This is a genomic window from Flavobacterium sp. P3_A6 (assembly GCF_056403035.1).
On sequence record NZ_JBFUGG010000011.1, the window covers coordinates 159,241 to 177,124 of the forward strand.

The window sequence follows — 17,884 nt, forward strand, 5'->3', positions numbered from 1 at the left end:
CAATATCATCCGTATTATTCACATTTCTTACTATACTCGATACCCCCACCAAGCCGTTTCGATAGTCTTGTTACACTAGAAAAACCTTAAGATCACCTTCCTTATAATAAAAAACAACGCAATGCACTGAAATCTTATCCAAAAACCAATTGATTATCCAACCTACCTAAATTTTTTCATCTCTAATTGCTTTCTTAGAATCTATTATTCACTCCAAACCAGTACACCGGCAGGTTTCAACGTTTTTTCCCCAACAAGCACTTTGGCCGTTGCAGGAACAGTCATAGTATAATCGTTTGAAGAATAATTTACGGCCATATAAAATCCATCGCGCCAGTAAACATATATTCCTTCGGGATAATCTTCGATTGTAGCTCCAGCTTTCGCGTAAATCTCACGCAAAATATCTTTTTCCAATTTTGAGTCGTCGGTATCTACGCCTATATAGGTAATAGTTCCCTTTCCTACCTTGCGGTTTACTACTGCTGCTTTACCTTTATAGAACTGGTTATCGTAAGTGGCAAGCACTTCGGTGTTTTTATCGGCTTCCAGCAAATCGGCCCAGTTGTTCCAACCGTAATGAGATGATTTCATTAAAATATCTCCTTTGGCATAACCGGAAAGCATATCGGAGGCTTTGACATGCGCACCTATAAGACCAGAAATGGGAGCTGCCCATTCCCCTTCCCAAAAATGTCCTGCTCGATCTTTGGTCGCCGTGCGGCAGGTAATAATCAAATGACCGCCGTTTGCAGCATAATCGTTCCATTTCTTTACCAATGTCGAATCGGCCAATTCATATGCCGGAACGATAAGAAATTTATATTTAGAAAAATCTGCAGTTTCGGGAATCACAGCAGTGGGAGCACCCAGAGATTTTGTCATTTCGAGAAACTTGATCGGATAATTCCACGTATCCCATTGGAAAGTCTGCTTTTGCCTGTCGATAGACCAGAAATTTTCGAGATCCCAAAGAATGGCCGTTGACCGCGTAGCCAGTTTTTCGGGTATCTTTGCATTGGGTTTGAATTGCTTTCTAAGCTCTTTTATTTCTTTTATGAATTGGATATAATCCTCTCCTCCTGGCGATGGTGTCACGCCATCCGTCTGAATTACGCCGGCATGATACTGTTCAGAACTGTACAGAACCTGACGAAAACGATAAGAACAGGCAAGCTTGCCACCAGCTGCAAAGGTGTGATACAGCCAAAGACGTACCGTACCCGGCATTAGAAGCGGATTGTAAGATCCCCAGTTAACCGGTCCGGGCTGCATTTCCATCACTCCCGAAATACCTCCAACCGATTTATAATATTCGGACGCAAAAAGAACTACCTTACTGTTGCCTAATCGAAAACCCGTGTCCCCAATATTATCACTACCGCTATTAGGATATGCCGTATAAGAAGCAAAATCCAGTTTCTTAGTACGTCTGGGATCGGATCCGGTACAAATTGCAGTATAATTTGTGGTAATATACTGCCCCTTCAAAATGGAATTTCGCAAAACAGTTGCCTGTAAATCAAGAAACTCGGCCTGTGCATCGGCCTGATAACGCTTAAAATCGAGCAAAGCATGAGGGTTGTTACCCCACCAGCCTACCAGATTGGTATTGGGAATGATTACCTGATCAAAACTGTTGAACCATTGGCTCCAGAATGCAGTTCCCCAGACAGCGTTTAAAGTATCAATGGTTTTATATTTATTTTTCAGCCATTGCCTGAAAGCTTCCTGAGAAGAAGGACTGTAATCGGAAATTGCGGGAGGTTCATTATCAAGCTGCCATCCAATTACGTTTTTATTCTGCCCGTAACGCTTGGCCATTTCGGTTACAATTCTTTCAACAAATTTGCGGTATTTTGGATTAGTAATTGAGCCTAATCCTCGTGTACCATTCTCGGCTCGGATGTAGTGATTCTCCATGATGAAAGTTTCGGGATAATTCACACGCATCCATGTAGGAGTGGTTGCCGAAGGTGTACACATCAGTACTTTCAGGTTGTATTTTACACACAAATCAACTACCTTATCCAGCCATGCAAAATCAAATTTTCCTTCTTCGGATTCCATTTTATACCAGGCAAACTCGGCTAAGTGGACAAACTCGAAGCCCATGTCGGCAATTTTCTTAATATCCCGCTCCCACTGGTCTTCTTTCCATTGTTCGGGATAATAATAGATCCCCGTTGTTACCAGATCCTTGTCTGGAAAATACGATTTGGCATTTTGTGATTTCACGGTCATTCCAGAGATCATTATTAACATTAATGCTATTAAATACTTCTTCATAATTTTATATCTATTGTTATATTTGCTTTAAAAAAACCAAACGATTACTAACTTGCTTAATCCACTCACGAGCCATCAGTTCATGACCAAATACAGTTGGATGCACACCATCCCAAATCCAATAATCAATTGGGGCTAACTGTTGCGCATTTTCAAAAACCTTTGGATAATCAACCAAAACGGCATTAAAATCGGCAGCAATCCGTCTTACTATAGTGGCTCTTTCGACTGTTAATGGATGCCACTTTGGGTATTGATCTTTTCGCCAGCCGGAAGCAAAAAAGAACGGTAATCCTAACACTATCAAAAGATTTGGATTTTGTTCCACACATGAAGTCAATAGCTTGCGGTAAGTACTTTCAAACATTTTTGCATCCAGTGCCTCTTTTTTTCCTTCTATTAATGCGTTCACATCATTTATGCCAACTAATAAACTTAATATGTCCGGTTTTAAATCTAATGTATCCGTTTGCCATCTTTCTTCAAGATTTTTAACCGTATTGCCACTAATACCCCTGTTTATAAACTTAGACCCGTACTGCGGAAAATCGGCACCAATTCTACTGGAAACAGCAAAACAATAACCATGTCCCAAAATATGATTCGGATCTTCATTCCTTCCTCGGTTGCCATCAGTTATAGAATCGCCCTGAAACAAAAATAACAAGTTCTCCTTTTTTGGTTTTTCAATTACTGATTTTGTACCTAAACATGCAGCAGCCAATCCTGTTACAGCCAACCCTGTCACAGCCAATCCGGCTACCGACATGAGTTTAATAAAGTCTCTTCGGGAAGAATCTTCTGTTACCATTCTATTTATTTTTTTCTCTATTCTCTGTTATCTTTATTTAAAAATATGCTGAACAAAAAGGTACAGATTATTGGCCCACTCGGTATCATCGTGAGCATTGCTGTCCACGTGCCATACATGTGGCACTCTTTGTTCTTTGAGGTGTTGGTGCACTCTTTGGCTGACACTTAACAGACCATCCTTGCTGCCACAAGCAACCCATAACACTTTAAGTTTCTTCTTAGCGGCTACCAAATCGGGGAAAAGCTTAGTATCAGAAAGGCCTCCTAATTCATTGGTATTTGGAGCAGAGGAGAACCCGCCGACATAGGCGAAAGTATTGATATGAGAGAGTCCTATATTCAGGGATTGGCCACCACCCATAGACAACCCGGCAAGCGTCCGGTGTTTGCGGTCGGTGTAAACTGAATAATGAGACTCAATGTAGGGAATGATGTCGTGGAGCAGATCGTTCTCGAAAGATATACCATACCCTTTATATCCGCCTTTCCGTTCCTCCTGCTCATTAGGTTTGGGATTTTCCACAGTCACGTTTGTATTACAATTAGGAAAAACCATAATCATCGGTTTGATCTTACCATCGGCTAACAGGTTATCGATAATATAATCTGCATGAACCCAGTATGGCCATTGACCGTTACCAGAATTAAGTCCATGCAGTAAATAAATCACCGGGTATTTTTTATTAGAGGAATAGCCGGGAGGGGTATAAACCATCATTTCACGACGTGTACCAACTGATTTGGAGTCATATTGAACAGTTGTAATGGTGCCGTGTGCTATATTGTCACGCTTATCTCTGAAACCAACTGGCGGATCGTTGAATGCAGGCTTGTCGTCAGGACCTGGTTTAGCTGGTTCACCAAAACCATTTTTGGGTACTCCCTTCTCGCCTATATACCCCCTTACCTCAAGCCATTTTTCACAAGCCCCAGTCCAGGTTGATTCTGTACCGGAATTTTTCTTTCCTAATCCATATCCATGACCTCCTGTCTGATAAATATGAAGTTCACAAGGAACATGATACTTTTGCATAGCCATTGCATAGTCAATACTGTTTTGTACCGGAACAGCTCCGTCGTCTATGGAATGAACCATAAAGGCCGGTGGAGTTTCCCCGTTTACCTGTAATTCATTCGAAAAATGTTTCACCATCTCTGGTAATGGATCCTTTCCAAGCAAGTTCTCACGAGATCCGGCATGAGTAATAGCAGAATCCATGGAGATTACGGGATAGATTAATAAAGAAAAGTCTGGACGGGCACTTGTAGAATCAATTGGGTTGTACACTTTCTCATTGAAATGAGTTGAAACGGTGGATGCCAAATGACCTCCGGCCGAAAAGCCCATTATCCCGATTTTATATGGATCAATGCCCCACTTCTTTGCATTACACCGTACTATACGTATTGCTTCTTGTCCATCCTGCAACGGAGCGATAGATTTGTTTTCCATAATTGCATCGTTAGGCAAACGATAATGCAAAACAACAGCCGTAACCCCTAGCTGATTAAGCCATTTGGCCACTTCAATACCTTCGCCAACATAAGAAATCCCATAGTATCCGCCTCCAGGACATACCACTACAGCAGTACCCGTGTTTTTATCGGCAGGCGCCGGATATACCTGAATGGTAGGTTTTGCAATATACCTTAGTTTTATATAATACGCAGAATCAATTATTTGCTTGTAGTCCGATTTTGGGATTGAACCAGGAACTTTTCCATTCCAAAGTTCAATTACCTTGCTTTGACTAAAAATACTGGTAGTCATCATTACAACACCAGCCAACATAAATATTTTTTTTTGTAAATTCATAACATCTAATTTATTTCACAAAATGTCTTATTTTCTATTATAGAATTCTATCAGCAATTACTTTCCCACTAACAAACCTCTCGATTCAAGCCATTTGCGACAGGCTTCAGGCCATGTTGATTCAGTATTTGTCGATTTACCCAAACCGTAACCGTGGCCTCCTGTCTGGTAAATATGAAGTTCGCAGGGGATCTTAAACTTATGCATGGCCAGCGCATAGTTTATACTATTCTGTACCGGTACTGCATCATCGTCCAAAGAATGAACCATAAAAGCCGGTGGGGTTTCACTATTTACCTGCAACTCATTAGAGAAATGTTTCAACAATTCCGAAGACGGTGCGCCACCAAGCAGATTCGCGCGCGAGCCTGAATGGGTAATGCCCGAATCCATAGAGATGACAGGATAAATAAGTATTGAGAAATCGGGTCTGGCACTGGTCAAATCCTCCGGTTGGTACACCTTCTCATTAAAATGGACAGAAAGAGTAGATGCCAGATGTCCACCCGCCGAGAACCCCATGATTCCAATTTTATTGGGATCAATACCCCATTCTTTTGCATGATTGCGAACAATGCGAATAGCCCTTTGCCCATCCTGCATTGGGCCAATGGACTTGTTTTCCATAATGCTGTCGTCTGGCAATCGGTATTTCAGCACAAAGGCTGTTATCCCCAAACTATTCAGCCATTTAGCCACCTGTGACCCTTCATGTTTGACAGCCATCCCCACATAAGCTCCACCAGGGCAAATAACAACTGCAGTACCGTTTGATTTTTCTTTAGGAGCTGGATACACATCGAGGTAAGGATTGACAATGGAATGCTTATCAACCCAGCCCGCAGTGGTATCAATAGTCTGCTTGTATTTGTCGTTGTGAATTGCCCCCGGAACCTTTCCGTTCCAAAGCTCAATTACCTTGCTTTGACCAAAAAGATTGCCACTAATTACTATAACACAGACAAAAGTCAATGCTATTTCTTTTATATTTTTAATTTTCATTTTTATTATAATACTCGTTCATAATATACCAGGCTTTCTTTTTTTCTCCTTTTTCAGACAACAATCCTTTTCTATTGTAGCCTTTCTGATAAACCTGGTTCATCCTTCCCAATGATTTGTAATCAAATAACAGCCAGGGTGAGGTGCCACATAAATTTGGAATGGTCTTAAACAGCTCTATTTGATTGACATAAATTTGTTTCTGGTATTCTTCGGTCCAATTGGCAGCTTCATCTGTTGGTCGATCATTACCTCCATATAGCGCTTCTCCTCCAAACTCTGAAACAAATACGGGCTTATCAGGAAAAACGAACTGCCATTTTACCTCTGATGGTTTACCTTGCCACGGAACATACCATCCTATATATTCGTTAATGGCAGCCAAATCGGAATATTTATAAAGTGGGTCCCAAACATTAAATGAGTTGTTTGTATAGCCTTGCGTATTTATAACATGGGTTATCAACCGCGTTGAATCTATTGCCTTACATTTTTGAGTTAATTCAACAAGAGCATCGTTCCTGTTTGGTGTCCCCGGATAGGTCTCGTTGGATAGACTCCAGACAACAACTCCACAGCGATTTTTATCCCTGCGAATCATTTCTTTCAACATCGTCTCCATTTTTTTTGGAACAAGGCTATCTGAAAATTGAATAAACTGATATATTGGAAGTTCACTCCACACCATAAGTCCCATTTTTTCAGCTTCCCTGACCATATTTTCACTATGCGGATAATGAGCCAGGCGAACAAGGTTGCATCCTAATTCTTTTGCGGAATTTAACAGCAACAGGGCATCCTCTTTAGAATAGGCTCTGGTTCCTTTATTTGGATTTTCTTCGTGGATATTTACGCCTTTCAGAAAAATTTCTTTTTTATTCAGCAACACTTTACTTCCCTGCACTTCAATACATCTGAATCCGATGGTATCAACAACTGTCTCTGTTTCAGTTTCAATGATTAGTTTGTAAAGTTTAGGATTTTCAGGAGACCAAAGCTTGAAATTTGAATCAAACTCAACACTCGCATACCCTTTGCTATTGGATTCCGTTTTATACGATTTATTGAGTTCCGGAAATTTTATTTTGATCTTTTGCTTTGCATTTATTCCATTTAGCTGTATGTATCCCAATACTTTATCCAGGCTTCCTTTTTTTAATTGAACAGCATAATCTTCGATAAATGTTTTATTGGTTTCAATTAAATTGACATCGCGGGTTATACCTCCATAATTGAACCAGTCGTATCCTGCACCGGGCAAACCATTATGCAAACGCTGATTATCCACTTTAACAATCAGGGTATTATCTCCTTCTTTTACTTTGTCTGTAATTTCGAATTGAAAAGGAGTAAATCCTCCTTCATGACTTCCTATTTTTTCGCCATTCAAATAGACTTCTGCCAAATAATTTACCGCCCCAAAATGGAGAAATAACCTTTTCTCGTCTTTAGACTTATGATGAAATACTTTTTTGTACCAAACAACGCCTTCAAAATAAGTCAGCTCGCATAGTTGCGAGTTAAAATCGCCAGGTACTTTTAAAAATGGTCCGCCATCAAAGGAATACTCGACAAAGTCAGTCTTCTGTTGCGGTTTTTTTTCCATCCAAACCTGTTTCCAATCCCCTGCTCTGAGGGGGTCAAGAATAACCTGCCAGTCCCCATTCAAACTTGACAGGTTCCGGCACTGAACATTGACCATTGATGTTTGGGCAATTAAATAATTTCCCCATAGAAGAACGATTAGAACAATCAATATTATTTTTTTCATATTTAAAATTTATTTTAAAATCAATTACGATGACCTATTTTTTTATTTCAAAAAAAAATAAGGCCATAAAACTACTTATTACTATTATAAAAACATGGCCCCTAATGTATCCGATTTAGTACCGTTTTCATCTCTTTTGCTGATATTCAAGGCATATTGCAGGAGAAGCTCAAGTACCAAAACAAAACTATAGCTTCATTAAGCTTGTTTTTCGCCTTCCACTGTGGTCTTGAGTTTAATAAATTAACTTTGCAATAATCTCATTTTTTGAAAAAGAGAATAAAAACATAAGTCGTTACTATTTTAGAGGCTGTATTTTTTTTTTAGTAATTGAATTTATACCGTGAAAATATTATTCATAAAAGAAAATTAGAAAAGCTATATTTTTTCATTTAGAAAAGTCTGAATGAGTGCTGATAGAGTCAATCGGGTTGTAAACTCCCTGAAAGCCCATCATCCCGATTTTATGCATCTATTTCAAAATAAAGTCTACTGTTCCCCTGATATCGGTGGCCGAAGCTCCAATCATGATTTTGAATTTACCTGGTTCTGCAATCCAGGTATTTTTTTTGTCGTCATAATAGGAAAGGTCCTCTTTTGTTAAGGTGAAACTCACCGTTTTTTCCTCTCCCGGTTCCAAAGAAATTTTCTCAAATCCTTTTAATTCTTTAATTGGACGGGGCAAACTTGATTTTTCATCATTGACATACAGTTGAACTATTTCTTTTCCTGCCACTTTGCCTGTATTTTTTACTGGGATTTTTACAATTAATGAATCGGCTGCTGTAATTGATTTTGAAGAAACTGCAGGTTTTCCGTATTGAAATGTTGTATAACTCAATCCATATCCGAATGGGAAAAGAACAGGAATATTTTTGGTATCATACCAACGGTAGCCTACAAAAATATCCTCTTTGTAATACACGTTGGCACCATCACCCGGACAACTGAGTTTGTCAAAGGCATGTGCCCCAACATCTTCCAGTTTTTTAGGAAATGAGACAGGGAGTTTTCCTGAAGGGTTTACTTCACCGGAAATAATATCTGCCAAAGCATTTCCGGCCTCAGAGCCAAGGTACCATCCCTGCACAACAGCTGGTGTTTTATCCAACCAAGGCATCAAAACCGCATTTCCGCTGAGTAAAATTACGGCAACATTTTTATTGACTTTCTGTATGGCTTCAATCAGTTTATCTTGTCCGAATGGTAAACTAAGGGATTTACGGTCTCCACTTTCACAATCCTGAAAATAATTTTTATTCAACCCACCAACAAAAAGGACCACATCGGCATGACGGGCAACTTCAACAGCTGCGTTGTACAATGAGTCTATATTTAATTTGGAAGGTTCTTCTGCCCCATATAGTGACGGACCTGAAGCATATCCCATACTGTAAACAATATGATTTTCACCGTATTTATTCTTTAATCCCTGTAATGGCGTAATTTCATAAGCAGCTTTCAGCGACGTGGAACCTCCCCCAACAATCAGACTGCGTACAGCGTTTTCGCCTATCACGGCAATTTTTTTGTATTTGTCCTTAGGAATGGGTAAAAACTCTTTGTTATTTTTAAGCAGGACAATACCCTCATCTGCTATTTGTCTCGCTGCCAAGCTGTGTTCGGGCGATACAAAACGGCCAAAAGGACGATTGGCACTCATGGTAGTGCGAAAAATCATCCGCAGAATCCGGCTTGCTTTATCATCAAGCTTCGATATTTCATATTTCCCCGATTTGATTCCTTTCAAAAACGGATCGGCCAAATAATAGCTGGAAAAAGGGAAATGACCTTGTGTGGTCAGTCCATTGGTATAGGTGCCCATTTCAATATCAAGTCCTCCATTGACGGCTTCATCGGTATTGTGTACGCCGCCCCAGTCGCTGACTACCACGCCATCGAACTTCCAGTCATTTTTCAGGATTTTATTCAACAAAAAGTCGTTGTGACAGCAATGCACACCCCATATTTTGTTATAGGCGCCCATGATGGACCACACATTCCCTTGCTGGACCGCAGCTTTAAAGGCTGGAAGATAAATCTCGTGCAAGGCCCGGTCACTTACATTTACATTAATTTCGCCACGGGAAATTTCCTGATTGTTCAATGCAAAGTGCTTTACGCAGGCAGCAACTCCATTGGACTGTACGCCCTGGATGTAGGGAACCACCATGCGTGAGGCCAAAAAAGGATCTTCACCCATATATTCAAAATTGCGGCCATTGAGCGGGGTACGATAAATATTGACTCCCGGTCCCAACAACATGGTTTTGTTTCGATATCGGGCTTCTTCGCCAATAGATTTACCATAAAGCTGGGATATCTCGGGATTGAATGTTGCCGCAAGACATGTTAAGGCTGGAAAAGCGGTGCAGGAGTCATTCGTCCATTGGGCTCCGCTCCATTCATCCCATAATTTCTCATCGCTCACGCCATGCGACCCATCGGCAGACCATACATCCGGAATGCCCAGCTGGGGAACGCCTTTTGAACTGAATTTGCTTTGCGCATGACAGAGGGCTACTTTTTCCTCTAACGTCATCCTTGACAATGCATCTTTTATACGGGCTTCTATGGGTTGGCTTTCATCCAGGTAAACAGGCTCTTGTGCCCATCCGCAAACAGACAACAGGGTAAAATATAGTAATGTTAAAACGTTAATTTTTCTTTTTATCATAATATTTTGTATGGTATTCTTCTTTGTATTTATCAAATTAATACATATTGGCGATGATGTTTTAATTGCTCAGACCAAATATGGTCTGAGCTGTTTATTTCATAGCAAAAAATATAAACAGCTTATTTTAAAAACTATTTTTTAGGACTAATTATCATTGCAAAGCCGCCACCATTAGCCATATTTACTATTAGCTTATCTGTATTTGTAGCTTTTACTATTTCGCGTTTATAGTCTGTGGCATCTTTATTTGCGTTTATCCCATCTTTAAAAATTTCGGCGGAGTAGATTCCTTTACCAAGGAAAGACAGGTCTATTGTCATTTCTCTGGCCGACCAGTTGGTTAAGCCACCTACGAACCATATATCGCCCTTTCTTCGGGCAATGACTACATATTCGCCTACTTTTCCATCAAGGGCAATTGTTTCATCAAAAGTGGTGGGAATCTGGGAAATAAAAGAGGTGCTTTCCTGCTCTTTCATGTAAGCTGTGGGACTATCAGCCAGCATTTGCAGCGGCGCTTCGTAAACAACATACATACCTAATTGATGACATCTGGTTCCCTGACTCATCGGCATGGAATTACTCGGACGAAAATCCGCTCTTGTTGCATTACGCATGGCTCCCGGAGTATAATCCATAGGTCCCGCCAGCATTCTTATAAAGGGGATACTGGTCTCATAGCGTGGCATATCATCATTTGGTGTCCATTTGGCGTTCTCTAATCCTTTAACCCCTTCAAAATTGAGAATATTCGGAAAGGTTCGCTGAATACCGGTGGGTTTATACATGCCATGGTAATCAATCAAGAGTTTATAAGAAGCCGCCTTCTGGGCAATGCTGTAGAGCGATTTCACCATTTTTTGGTCATCACGATCTATGAAATCAATTTTAAATCCCTTCACTCCCATTTTTGAATAGAGGGAGAAAGCATCATCTAAAACCTGATTTATGGCATGCCATGAAGCCCAGAGAATAATACCGACATTTTTTTGTTTTCCATAGCTGATGAGTTCTTCTATATTCATGCTCGGCGAAACTTTCAGCATATCGGTCTCTTCACTCCAGCCCTCGTCCAGCACTACATACTCAATGTGGTTTTTGGAAGCAAAATCAATATAATATTTATAGGTTTCCGTGTTAATTCCTGCCTTAAAATCAACCTTCGAAATATTCCAGTCATTCCACCAATCCCAAGCTACTTTGCCCGGTTTTATCCAGCTTGCATCGACTATTTGCGAAGGCTTAGAAAGTTTTTGGACCATGTCATTATTCGCCAAGTCTTTATCGCTTTCACTTATTATTATTGCTCTCCATGGAAAATTACGGGTACCGCTTGTGTTAGCGATATAAGATTCCCTTTTTACCACCATATAGTTCATTTTATTGTAGCCACCCGAACGTTCTTCCTTTGGATAATGGGCAAACGCTCCCTGCAAACCTTGCTGCGTTTGATTATTACGAGTTAAGAACATACCAGGATAATCCTCCAGTTCGGCCTCTATGATAGCAGCTTTTTTTCCATTTCCCAAATCAACAAGAAGCGGAGAAATAGCCAGTGAATCTTTTACAAATTTAGAAAGCGGGATTTCGGCATAAGTAGCTTCAAAAGCAGATGTATACATATCATTCTCCCTTAAATCCCGTACATAGGGAATATAGGCTTTGTAATCTTTGCTGAAATTAAAATTGGCTTCCTCAGATTCTATAATGATTTGTCCTTTCATAGTTGTAAAAAAGCGGTAGGCTACGCCATCGTTATAAGCTCTTAATATTAAACCGAAATCTCCCTTAAACTTTACAATAAGCTGATTGTACTCATCAATCACTGTTTTCTTTTTATAAACGGGTGTCGTAAAAGAAGTGTTGACTGTTGAATTTTTAACACTAATAATTTTTGCATTATTTCCTAAAACTACTCCATTACCAAGTGTTAATGAAATAGTAGAAGGAGCAATAATTTCTGTATTGTTATGTTTAACAGACCATGAAATTTTTGAGCTGTTTTCTAAAGCCATGTCAATCTTACTGTCAGGAGATTTTAAATGGATTACCTGGGCAATACTTGTATGGGATGATAAAAACGCAAAAAGAGCTACGCTTAATAAAAATTTATTCATTATTCTATTTATTTATTTATTTATTTATTTATTTATTTATTTATTTATTTATTTATTTATTTATTTATTTATTTATTTATTTATTTATTTATTTATTTATTTATTTATTATTCTATTTTATTACACCAACGAACCCTCCTCTTGGAAGACATTCGATTTTTAATGTATCTCCTTTTTTAACTTTTATTATTTCCGAAGAAAAAGATGTAGAATCCTTTCCGTCCTTGATAAGCTGAAAACTATGGTTTCCTTTATCCAGAAAATCAAACTTTACTATTAAAGTCTGAGACTCCTCTTTACCGTTCAAGCCAGCTATGTACCATTGGTTTCCTTTCTTACGGGCAATGATTACTTTTTCGCCCGGGTTGCCATCAATCAGTTTTGTATCGTCCCAGGCAACCGGAACCTGTTTCAAAAAGTTTTTTGGTTCTGCCGGTAGGGATTCATATGCTTGTGGCCTGTCGGCAAAGTGCTGTAATCCTGATTCAAACACAACTGACAAAGCCAGCTCATGGGCATAAGATGTTATATGCGGATGCTGTGAATTTGAAAAGGTAACAGGAGTGTAATCCATCGAGCCAATTACATTGCGTGTAAACGGAAGTGTAACATTATGAGCAGCGGCTTTATCTGTCATTGTAGGCACATTGTTGTACCATTCTGCACCGTACACCGCCTCTGTTGACATCAGGTTGGGATACGTACGGCCCCAGCCGCGGGGTACTGTTGCCCCATGAAAATTTACCAATAAATGATATTTTGCTGCATCTTTCAAAATATCAATGTAATACTTCATCATATCCTGCTGGTCGCCGGCAAAAAAATCGACCTTGATTCCATAGACTCCTATTTTATTGAGCCACGCAAATTCCTTGGCACGTTTTTCTGCTGTAAGTAAACGGTCATTCGGTGTCGGTTCCATCCAGCTTGTACCGGAATTGTACCACATCAATGGTTTTATTCCTTTGCTTTTTGCATAGTTCAGTGCATCGGTTATATTACCGCCATTGCTCATTATATCCCATTCCCAGTCGATCAGCACATAAGGCCAATTCATTTCTACGGCAAGATCAACATATTCAACTATCTTTTTGTAATCCTTGGAACCGTGATTGTTTGCCCAATAAATCCACGAAACTGCACCTGGTTTAATCCAGTCAGTATCTTTCAATTGGTTTGGTTCACTTACATCGGTAATCAAAGTTGATTCGACAATGTTGGAAAGATTACCTAAAATAATGGTATGCCATTGCGAATTCCATGGCAACATTGCAACCGTACCAGATGGATAAATTACTTTGTATTGTTTTTTATTTTGACCATTATTTAGTCTGGCTGCACAATTGTTTTCGGTGATATCTGCTTCCGAAATTAAGCCCCAAACGGGTTGATTATTTACTTTAAATAATGCAGGATAACCCCACTCCTGATTACTTTTCTCATCAACCCCCGTTTTAGTTAACGGATAAAAATTTTCATAAGACTTGTCATAAGACTGCATCCAACGCTCTGTATTTTCGGGCAATACATAAGTGGTAGCTTCGCTAATGATATTGACCTTTGAATCGGATTGATTTGGAAAAGTGTAACGAAACGCAACTCCATCATTATAAACCCTGAAAACAATATCCAACGGCTGATGATTGGAATTTTGAAAACGGAATGTTTTTTCGGTACCTAAATTTTCACACAGCTGGCGTTTGCCACAAACCATTTTATAGGTATCGTGTATTGAAACAGATTTTGATATTGCAATCAAATGCAAGCTATCTGCAAACTGTTCATCGGCACGATTAATCCCTAATTTAGAATCGGGCATTACTTCTGTAAACTTGTTTTCAATTTTATACAATACCTTAAAAAAAAGATGGCGTTCAGCATTTCTTTCAGACAAATTCAAAACAACTTTTATTTTCCCATTTGGCGAAATTATTTCCTGCGCATTTATAATAAATGTGCTTAAAATAAAAAGCAGAAAAAAGGCGGTCTGTTTCATTGATAGTCTCATATATTAATTTTGTGTTGATTTAATAACTATACTTTTTCCTTCCAGTCCATTGGATACTACCGATAATTTAATTTCACCTGCCTGATGATTGCTTTTTATCACTACCAAAGCACGTCCTTTCCATGCTTTTCGTGTATTATCCACATAAGAGTCAGTATCTTTAATATTGGCATTATCCACCCCAGCAATTACACCAGGTCCATCGATTTTAAAATGCAAACGATTTGATGCGTTTGGTTGCATTATTCCATCTTTATCTGTTAATTCAACAGTAACAAACACCAAATCTTGTCCATTTGCCAAAATCTCTTTTCTATCGGCTATCAGTTTTATTTTTGAGGCATTGTCGGCAGTTTGAAGAACTGTTGATTCTATTTCTTTATCATTTTCCACGCCAACAGCCTTAAGCACACCAGTAGAATATGGAACCGGAAAAGTAGCCTTAAATTGCTGATCTCTTGTTGTTGACTGTTCACCAACTAGCTTGTTGTTTTGATATAGCCTTACTTTAGGATACTTGGAATATACTTCAACCTGAATCGTTCTTCCTTCAAAACCAGGCCAAGTCCAGCTTTCCCATGTTGGCCATACTGACCACATAGTCTCTTTAATTTCCAAAGGATTCGGTTCAGGTTCACGAACTGCTATGTAGAGTTTTTCGTTGTCGTTGTACAACATACTTCGGTAATGCGAAATAGGTTTTCTCCATCCAATCAAATCTGTATCACCACAATAGGCTGCATGAATGGGAAACATATCGTTATCCCAGTTTTCGCCAGGTGTTTCCCCAGAATAAAAAGTCCTGCCTATACCGGATTCACCAAGATAATCTATGGCCGTCCAAACAAAATCTCCGATTACGAAATTGTTTTCCTGTATCAGTTTCCAATTGTTAAAAGCATCTTTCGGATAGGATTCGGTTTGGACTATGATGCGTGAAGGCACTCTTTTATGATCCTCCGCAAGAGTAAGCAGGTTGTAATTGTAACCGGCAACATCGTGTACGGCCATCAGCGGATCGAACACGTCCCAATTCTTGCCAATGCTTACAACTGCAGATGTAACAGGTCGGGTTTTATCTATTTTCTTTAATGCGTCAATAAGCATTTGAGCTGTTTTTACAGCGTCAGGATCGGCTCTCTCAGGTACTTCATTACCTATGCTCCACATAAAAATGGAAGGATGATTGCGGTCGCGTAATACCATTGCTTCTAAATCGCGTTGCCACCACTCCTTGAAATACTTAGCATAATCATTACTGTTTTTCCCGACATTCCAGCAATCGAAAGATTCATCCATTACCAGTAGGCCCAATCTGTCGCAGGCATCCAAAAATGCCTCGGAAGGGGGATTATGGGAAGTCCTCACGGCATTGAATCCGCCGGCTTTGAGCAATTCAACCTTGCGTACTTCGACACGGTCAAAAGCAGCAGCTCCTATGCACCCAATTTCGTGATGCACGCAACCGCCGTTTATTTTTACAGTTTTCCCATTCAATTGAAAACCGTTTTCTGCAGTAAATTTTATGGAACGAATACCAAAATTGGTTTTTGTGTTGTCAAGTACTTTTTTATCTTTTACTACCTGAATCTGAGCCTGATATAAATGCGGCGTTTCTGGTGTCCAAAGCATCGGGTTTGAAACTTGTATGGTTTGGGTAATTTCCTTTTCGCTATTGGCAGAAAGCTCAACTTTTACCTGACCATTTCCAGAGTTTTTTGAATTTTTATTCCAAAGAAGGGTTTTCACAACAACGCTCTGGGCAGATGCTGTTTCATTTTTAACTTTGGTTTTTACCAGTACAGTTGCCTTTTTGGATGATACTTCAGGAGTTGAAATGTCGATACCCCAATGTGCAACGTGTACAGGATCGGAAGTGATCATCCAGACATGGCGATAGATTCCCGAACCACTGTACCAGCGGCTGTTTACCTGTTGTGAATTGTCGACACGCACAGCAATAACATTCTCTTTTCCAAAATTCAGATAAGGTGTAAGATCGTAACTGAACGATGTGTAGCCATACGGATGAACACCCAGCGATTTTCCGTTGATAAAGACCTCGGAATTCATATAAACACCTTCAAAATAAACAGCTGTTTTTTTTGCTTTCCAAGCATCGGGTGCCTGAAAGGTTTTTCGATACCAGCCAATTCCTGACGGGAAATATCCTCCCGCTCCTTTTGTTAGATTTTTTGCATTTACTTTTCCTTCAATACTCCAATCGTGGGGCAGATCAAGTTTGCGCCAGCCCGAATCATTGAAATCATTTGCTTTGGCTTCAGAAGCGTCGCCCAAAAAGAATTTCCAGTCATAGTCGAATAACTGTTTTCTTTCCGTCCCATTTTGTGCATATCCTGAAAAAAAGCTTATAAATAGTATGAATATCAATACTATTTGTTTTGTAAAATATTGTTTTTTGTATGAATTTGTGCGCTTCATTTTGTTGTGTTTATTTCTTATTAATTATCCGATATGATTTATTTTCGAAAAGCTATTGCTTCGCAATATATTCCAGAATAAATCCAAAGCTATAGGGCTTATTTCCAACATTCGTATATTTTCAGATGATCTTTGGCCTCCCAAGCATCATCACTACCAACCCCGTGAGTATTCAAATCAATGTATCAGTTGATAAAATCGATAATAGTGTAGAACAATTCGATTAATCCTTCACACAGCGAACGGAAAGACCACCAGCCTTACTGTTGGCAAAAGAATCCGTACCTATACCACCAGCATTATAACTCAGGTGAATGTGCCATACGCTAAAAGACTCATTTCCCTCAGTTGCACTCCACCAATAGCCCCGGTAACCTGTACTTTTAAACGTCCCATCGAAATCTCTAAACCCGCCCGGAAGGGCAGTAAATCCAGTTTCGTTGGTTACATCCGGACTGGAAGCCTGCCAATGCCCAGTGCCGTTTTCCTTTAGTTTAACACCAGCAACAGATTTACCGCCTAAATAATCAGCTAATTGGTTCCATTCTTCAATAGTCGGTAAATGCCAACCGGCTGGACATGCTGTTTTGGCTGCTACCCAATTATACAAAACACCATAAGCACCGTAATTAAATGAAACTTTGGCTCCAGCTAAACTATTGCCGTTATAACCATAAACATTATAACAGGGGATTTCTACTGAAATTATTCCAGGTTCAGAAACACTGGGTAAATATTTCAGGTTTTCAGCCATCCATACCTGGTTACCTATTTTTATGCATTTATAAACATTCCCATCGCGGGAGTCAGTAAAAGCCTGGGGGATATTATCACTTTTTAAATCTTCCTCTTTTTCACAACTACTTGTAAGTACTGCAAACACTGCTGTTAATATGTATAGGCGAATCAAAAGCTTTGTTTTTTTTTTCATTTTTAAAAATTTAAT

10 protein-coding genes are annotated in these 17,884 nt (G+C 39.4%); all 10 read right to left on the reverse strand.

What is annotated here, in order from left to right; translation table 11 throughout:
- Positions 1 to 204 precede the first annotated feature (204 nt).
- Positions 205 to 2,289 carry a beta-galactosidase gene (locus AC1DVP_RS12965; RefSeq protein ID WP_477183893.1) on the reverse strand — a complete coding sequence of 695 codons (2,085 nt, stop codon included), beginning with the start codon at positions 2,287 to 2,289 and terminating at the stop codon, positions 205 to 207.
- A 16-nt stretch (positions 2,290 to 2,305) separates the two neighbouring features.
- On the reverse strand, positions 2,306 to 3,100 hold the full coding sequence (locus AC1DVP_RS12970; RefSeq protein WP_477183894.1) for an SGNH/GDSL hydrolase family protein: 795 nt from the start codon (positions 3,098 to 3,100) through the stop codon (positions 2,306 to 2,308).
- Between the two features lie 33 nt (positions 3,101 to 3,133).
- A complete protein-coding gene (locus tag AC1DVP_RS12975) occupies positions 3,134 to 4,918 on the reverse strand; it encodes an alpha/beta hydrolase-fold protein (protein ID WP_477183895.1) in 1,785 nt (594 codons plus the stop codon).
- 57 nt (positions 4,919 to 4,975) lie between these two features.
- The gene (locus AC1DVP_RS12980) at positions 4,976 to 5,920 is read right to left on the reverse strand and encodes an alpha/beta hydrolase (RefSeq protein WP_477183896.1); all 945 of its coding nucleotides are present in this window, start codon (positions 5,918 to 5,920) and stop codon (positions 4,976 to 4,978) included.
- Entirely contained in the window at positions 5,910 to 7,691 is a 1,782-nt protein-coding gene (locus AC1DVP_RS12985; RefSeq protein ID WP_477183897.1) for a glycoside hydrolase family 2 protein, read from the reverse strand. Before AC1DVP_RS12985 ends, AC1DVP_RS12980 begins: the two co-directional genes overlap by 11 nt.
- A gap of 472 nt (positions 7,692 to 8,163) precedes the next feature.
- Complete coding sequence (locus AC1DVP_RS12990; RefSeq protein WP_477183898.1) at positions 8,164 to 10,368, reverse strand: glycoside hydrolase family 3 C-terminal domain-containing protein; 2,205 nt, start codon at positions 10,366 to 10,368, stop codon at positions 8,164 to 8,166.
- 134 nt (positions 10,369 to 10,502) lie between these two features.
- Positions 10,503 to 12,488: a glycoside hydrolase family 97 protein gene (locus AC1DVP_RS12995; protein ID WP_477183899.1), complete on the reverse strand. Its 1,986-nt coding sequence runs from the start codon at positions 12,486 to 12,488 to the stop codon at positions 10,503 to 10,505.
- Between the two features lie 112 nt (positions 12,489 to 12,600).
- On the reverse strand, positions 12,601 to 14,496 hold the full coding sequence (locus AC1DVP_RS13000; protein ID WP_477183900.1) for a glycoside hydrolase family 97 protein: 1,896 nt from the start codon (positions 14,494 to 14,496) through the stop codon (positions 12,601 to 12,603).
- Between the two features lie 3 nt (positions 14,497 to 14,499).
- A complete protein-coding gene (locus AC1DVP_RS13005) occupies positions 14,500 to 16,938 on the reverse strand; it encodes a glycoside hydrolase family 2 TIM barrel-domain containing protein (RefSeq protein WP_477183901.1) in 2,439 nt (812 codons plus the stop codon).
- Positions 16,939 to 17,161: 223 nt separating this feature from the next.
- Positions 17,162 to 17,884, reverse strand: a 723-nt coding sequence (locus tag AC1DVP_RS13010; RefSeq protein WP_477183902.1) for an FISUMP domain-containing protein, incomplete at its 5' end; no start/stop codon positions are given.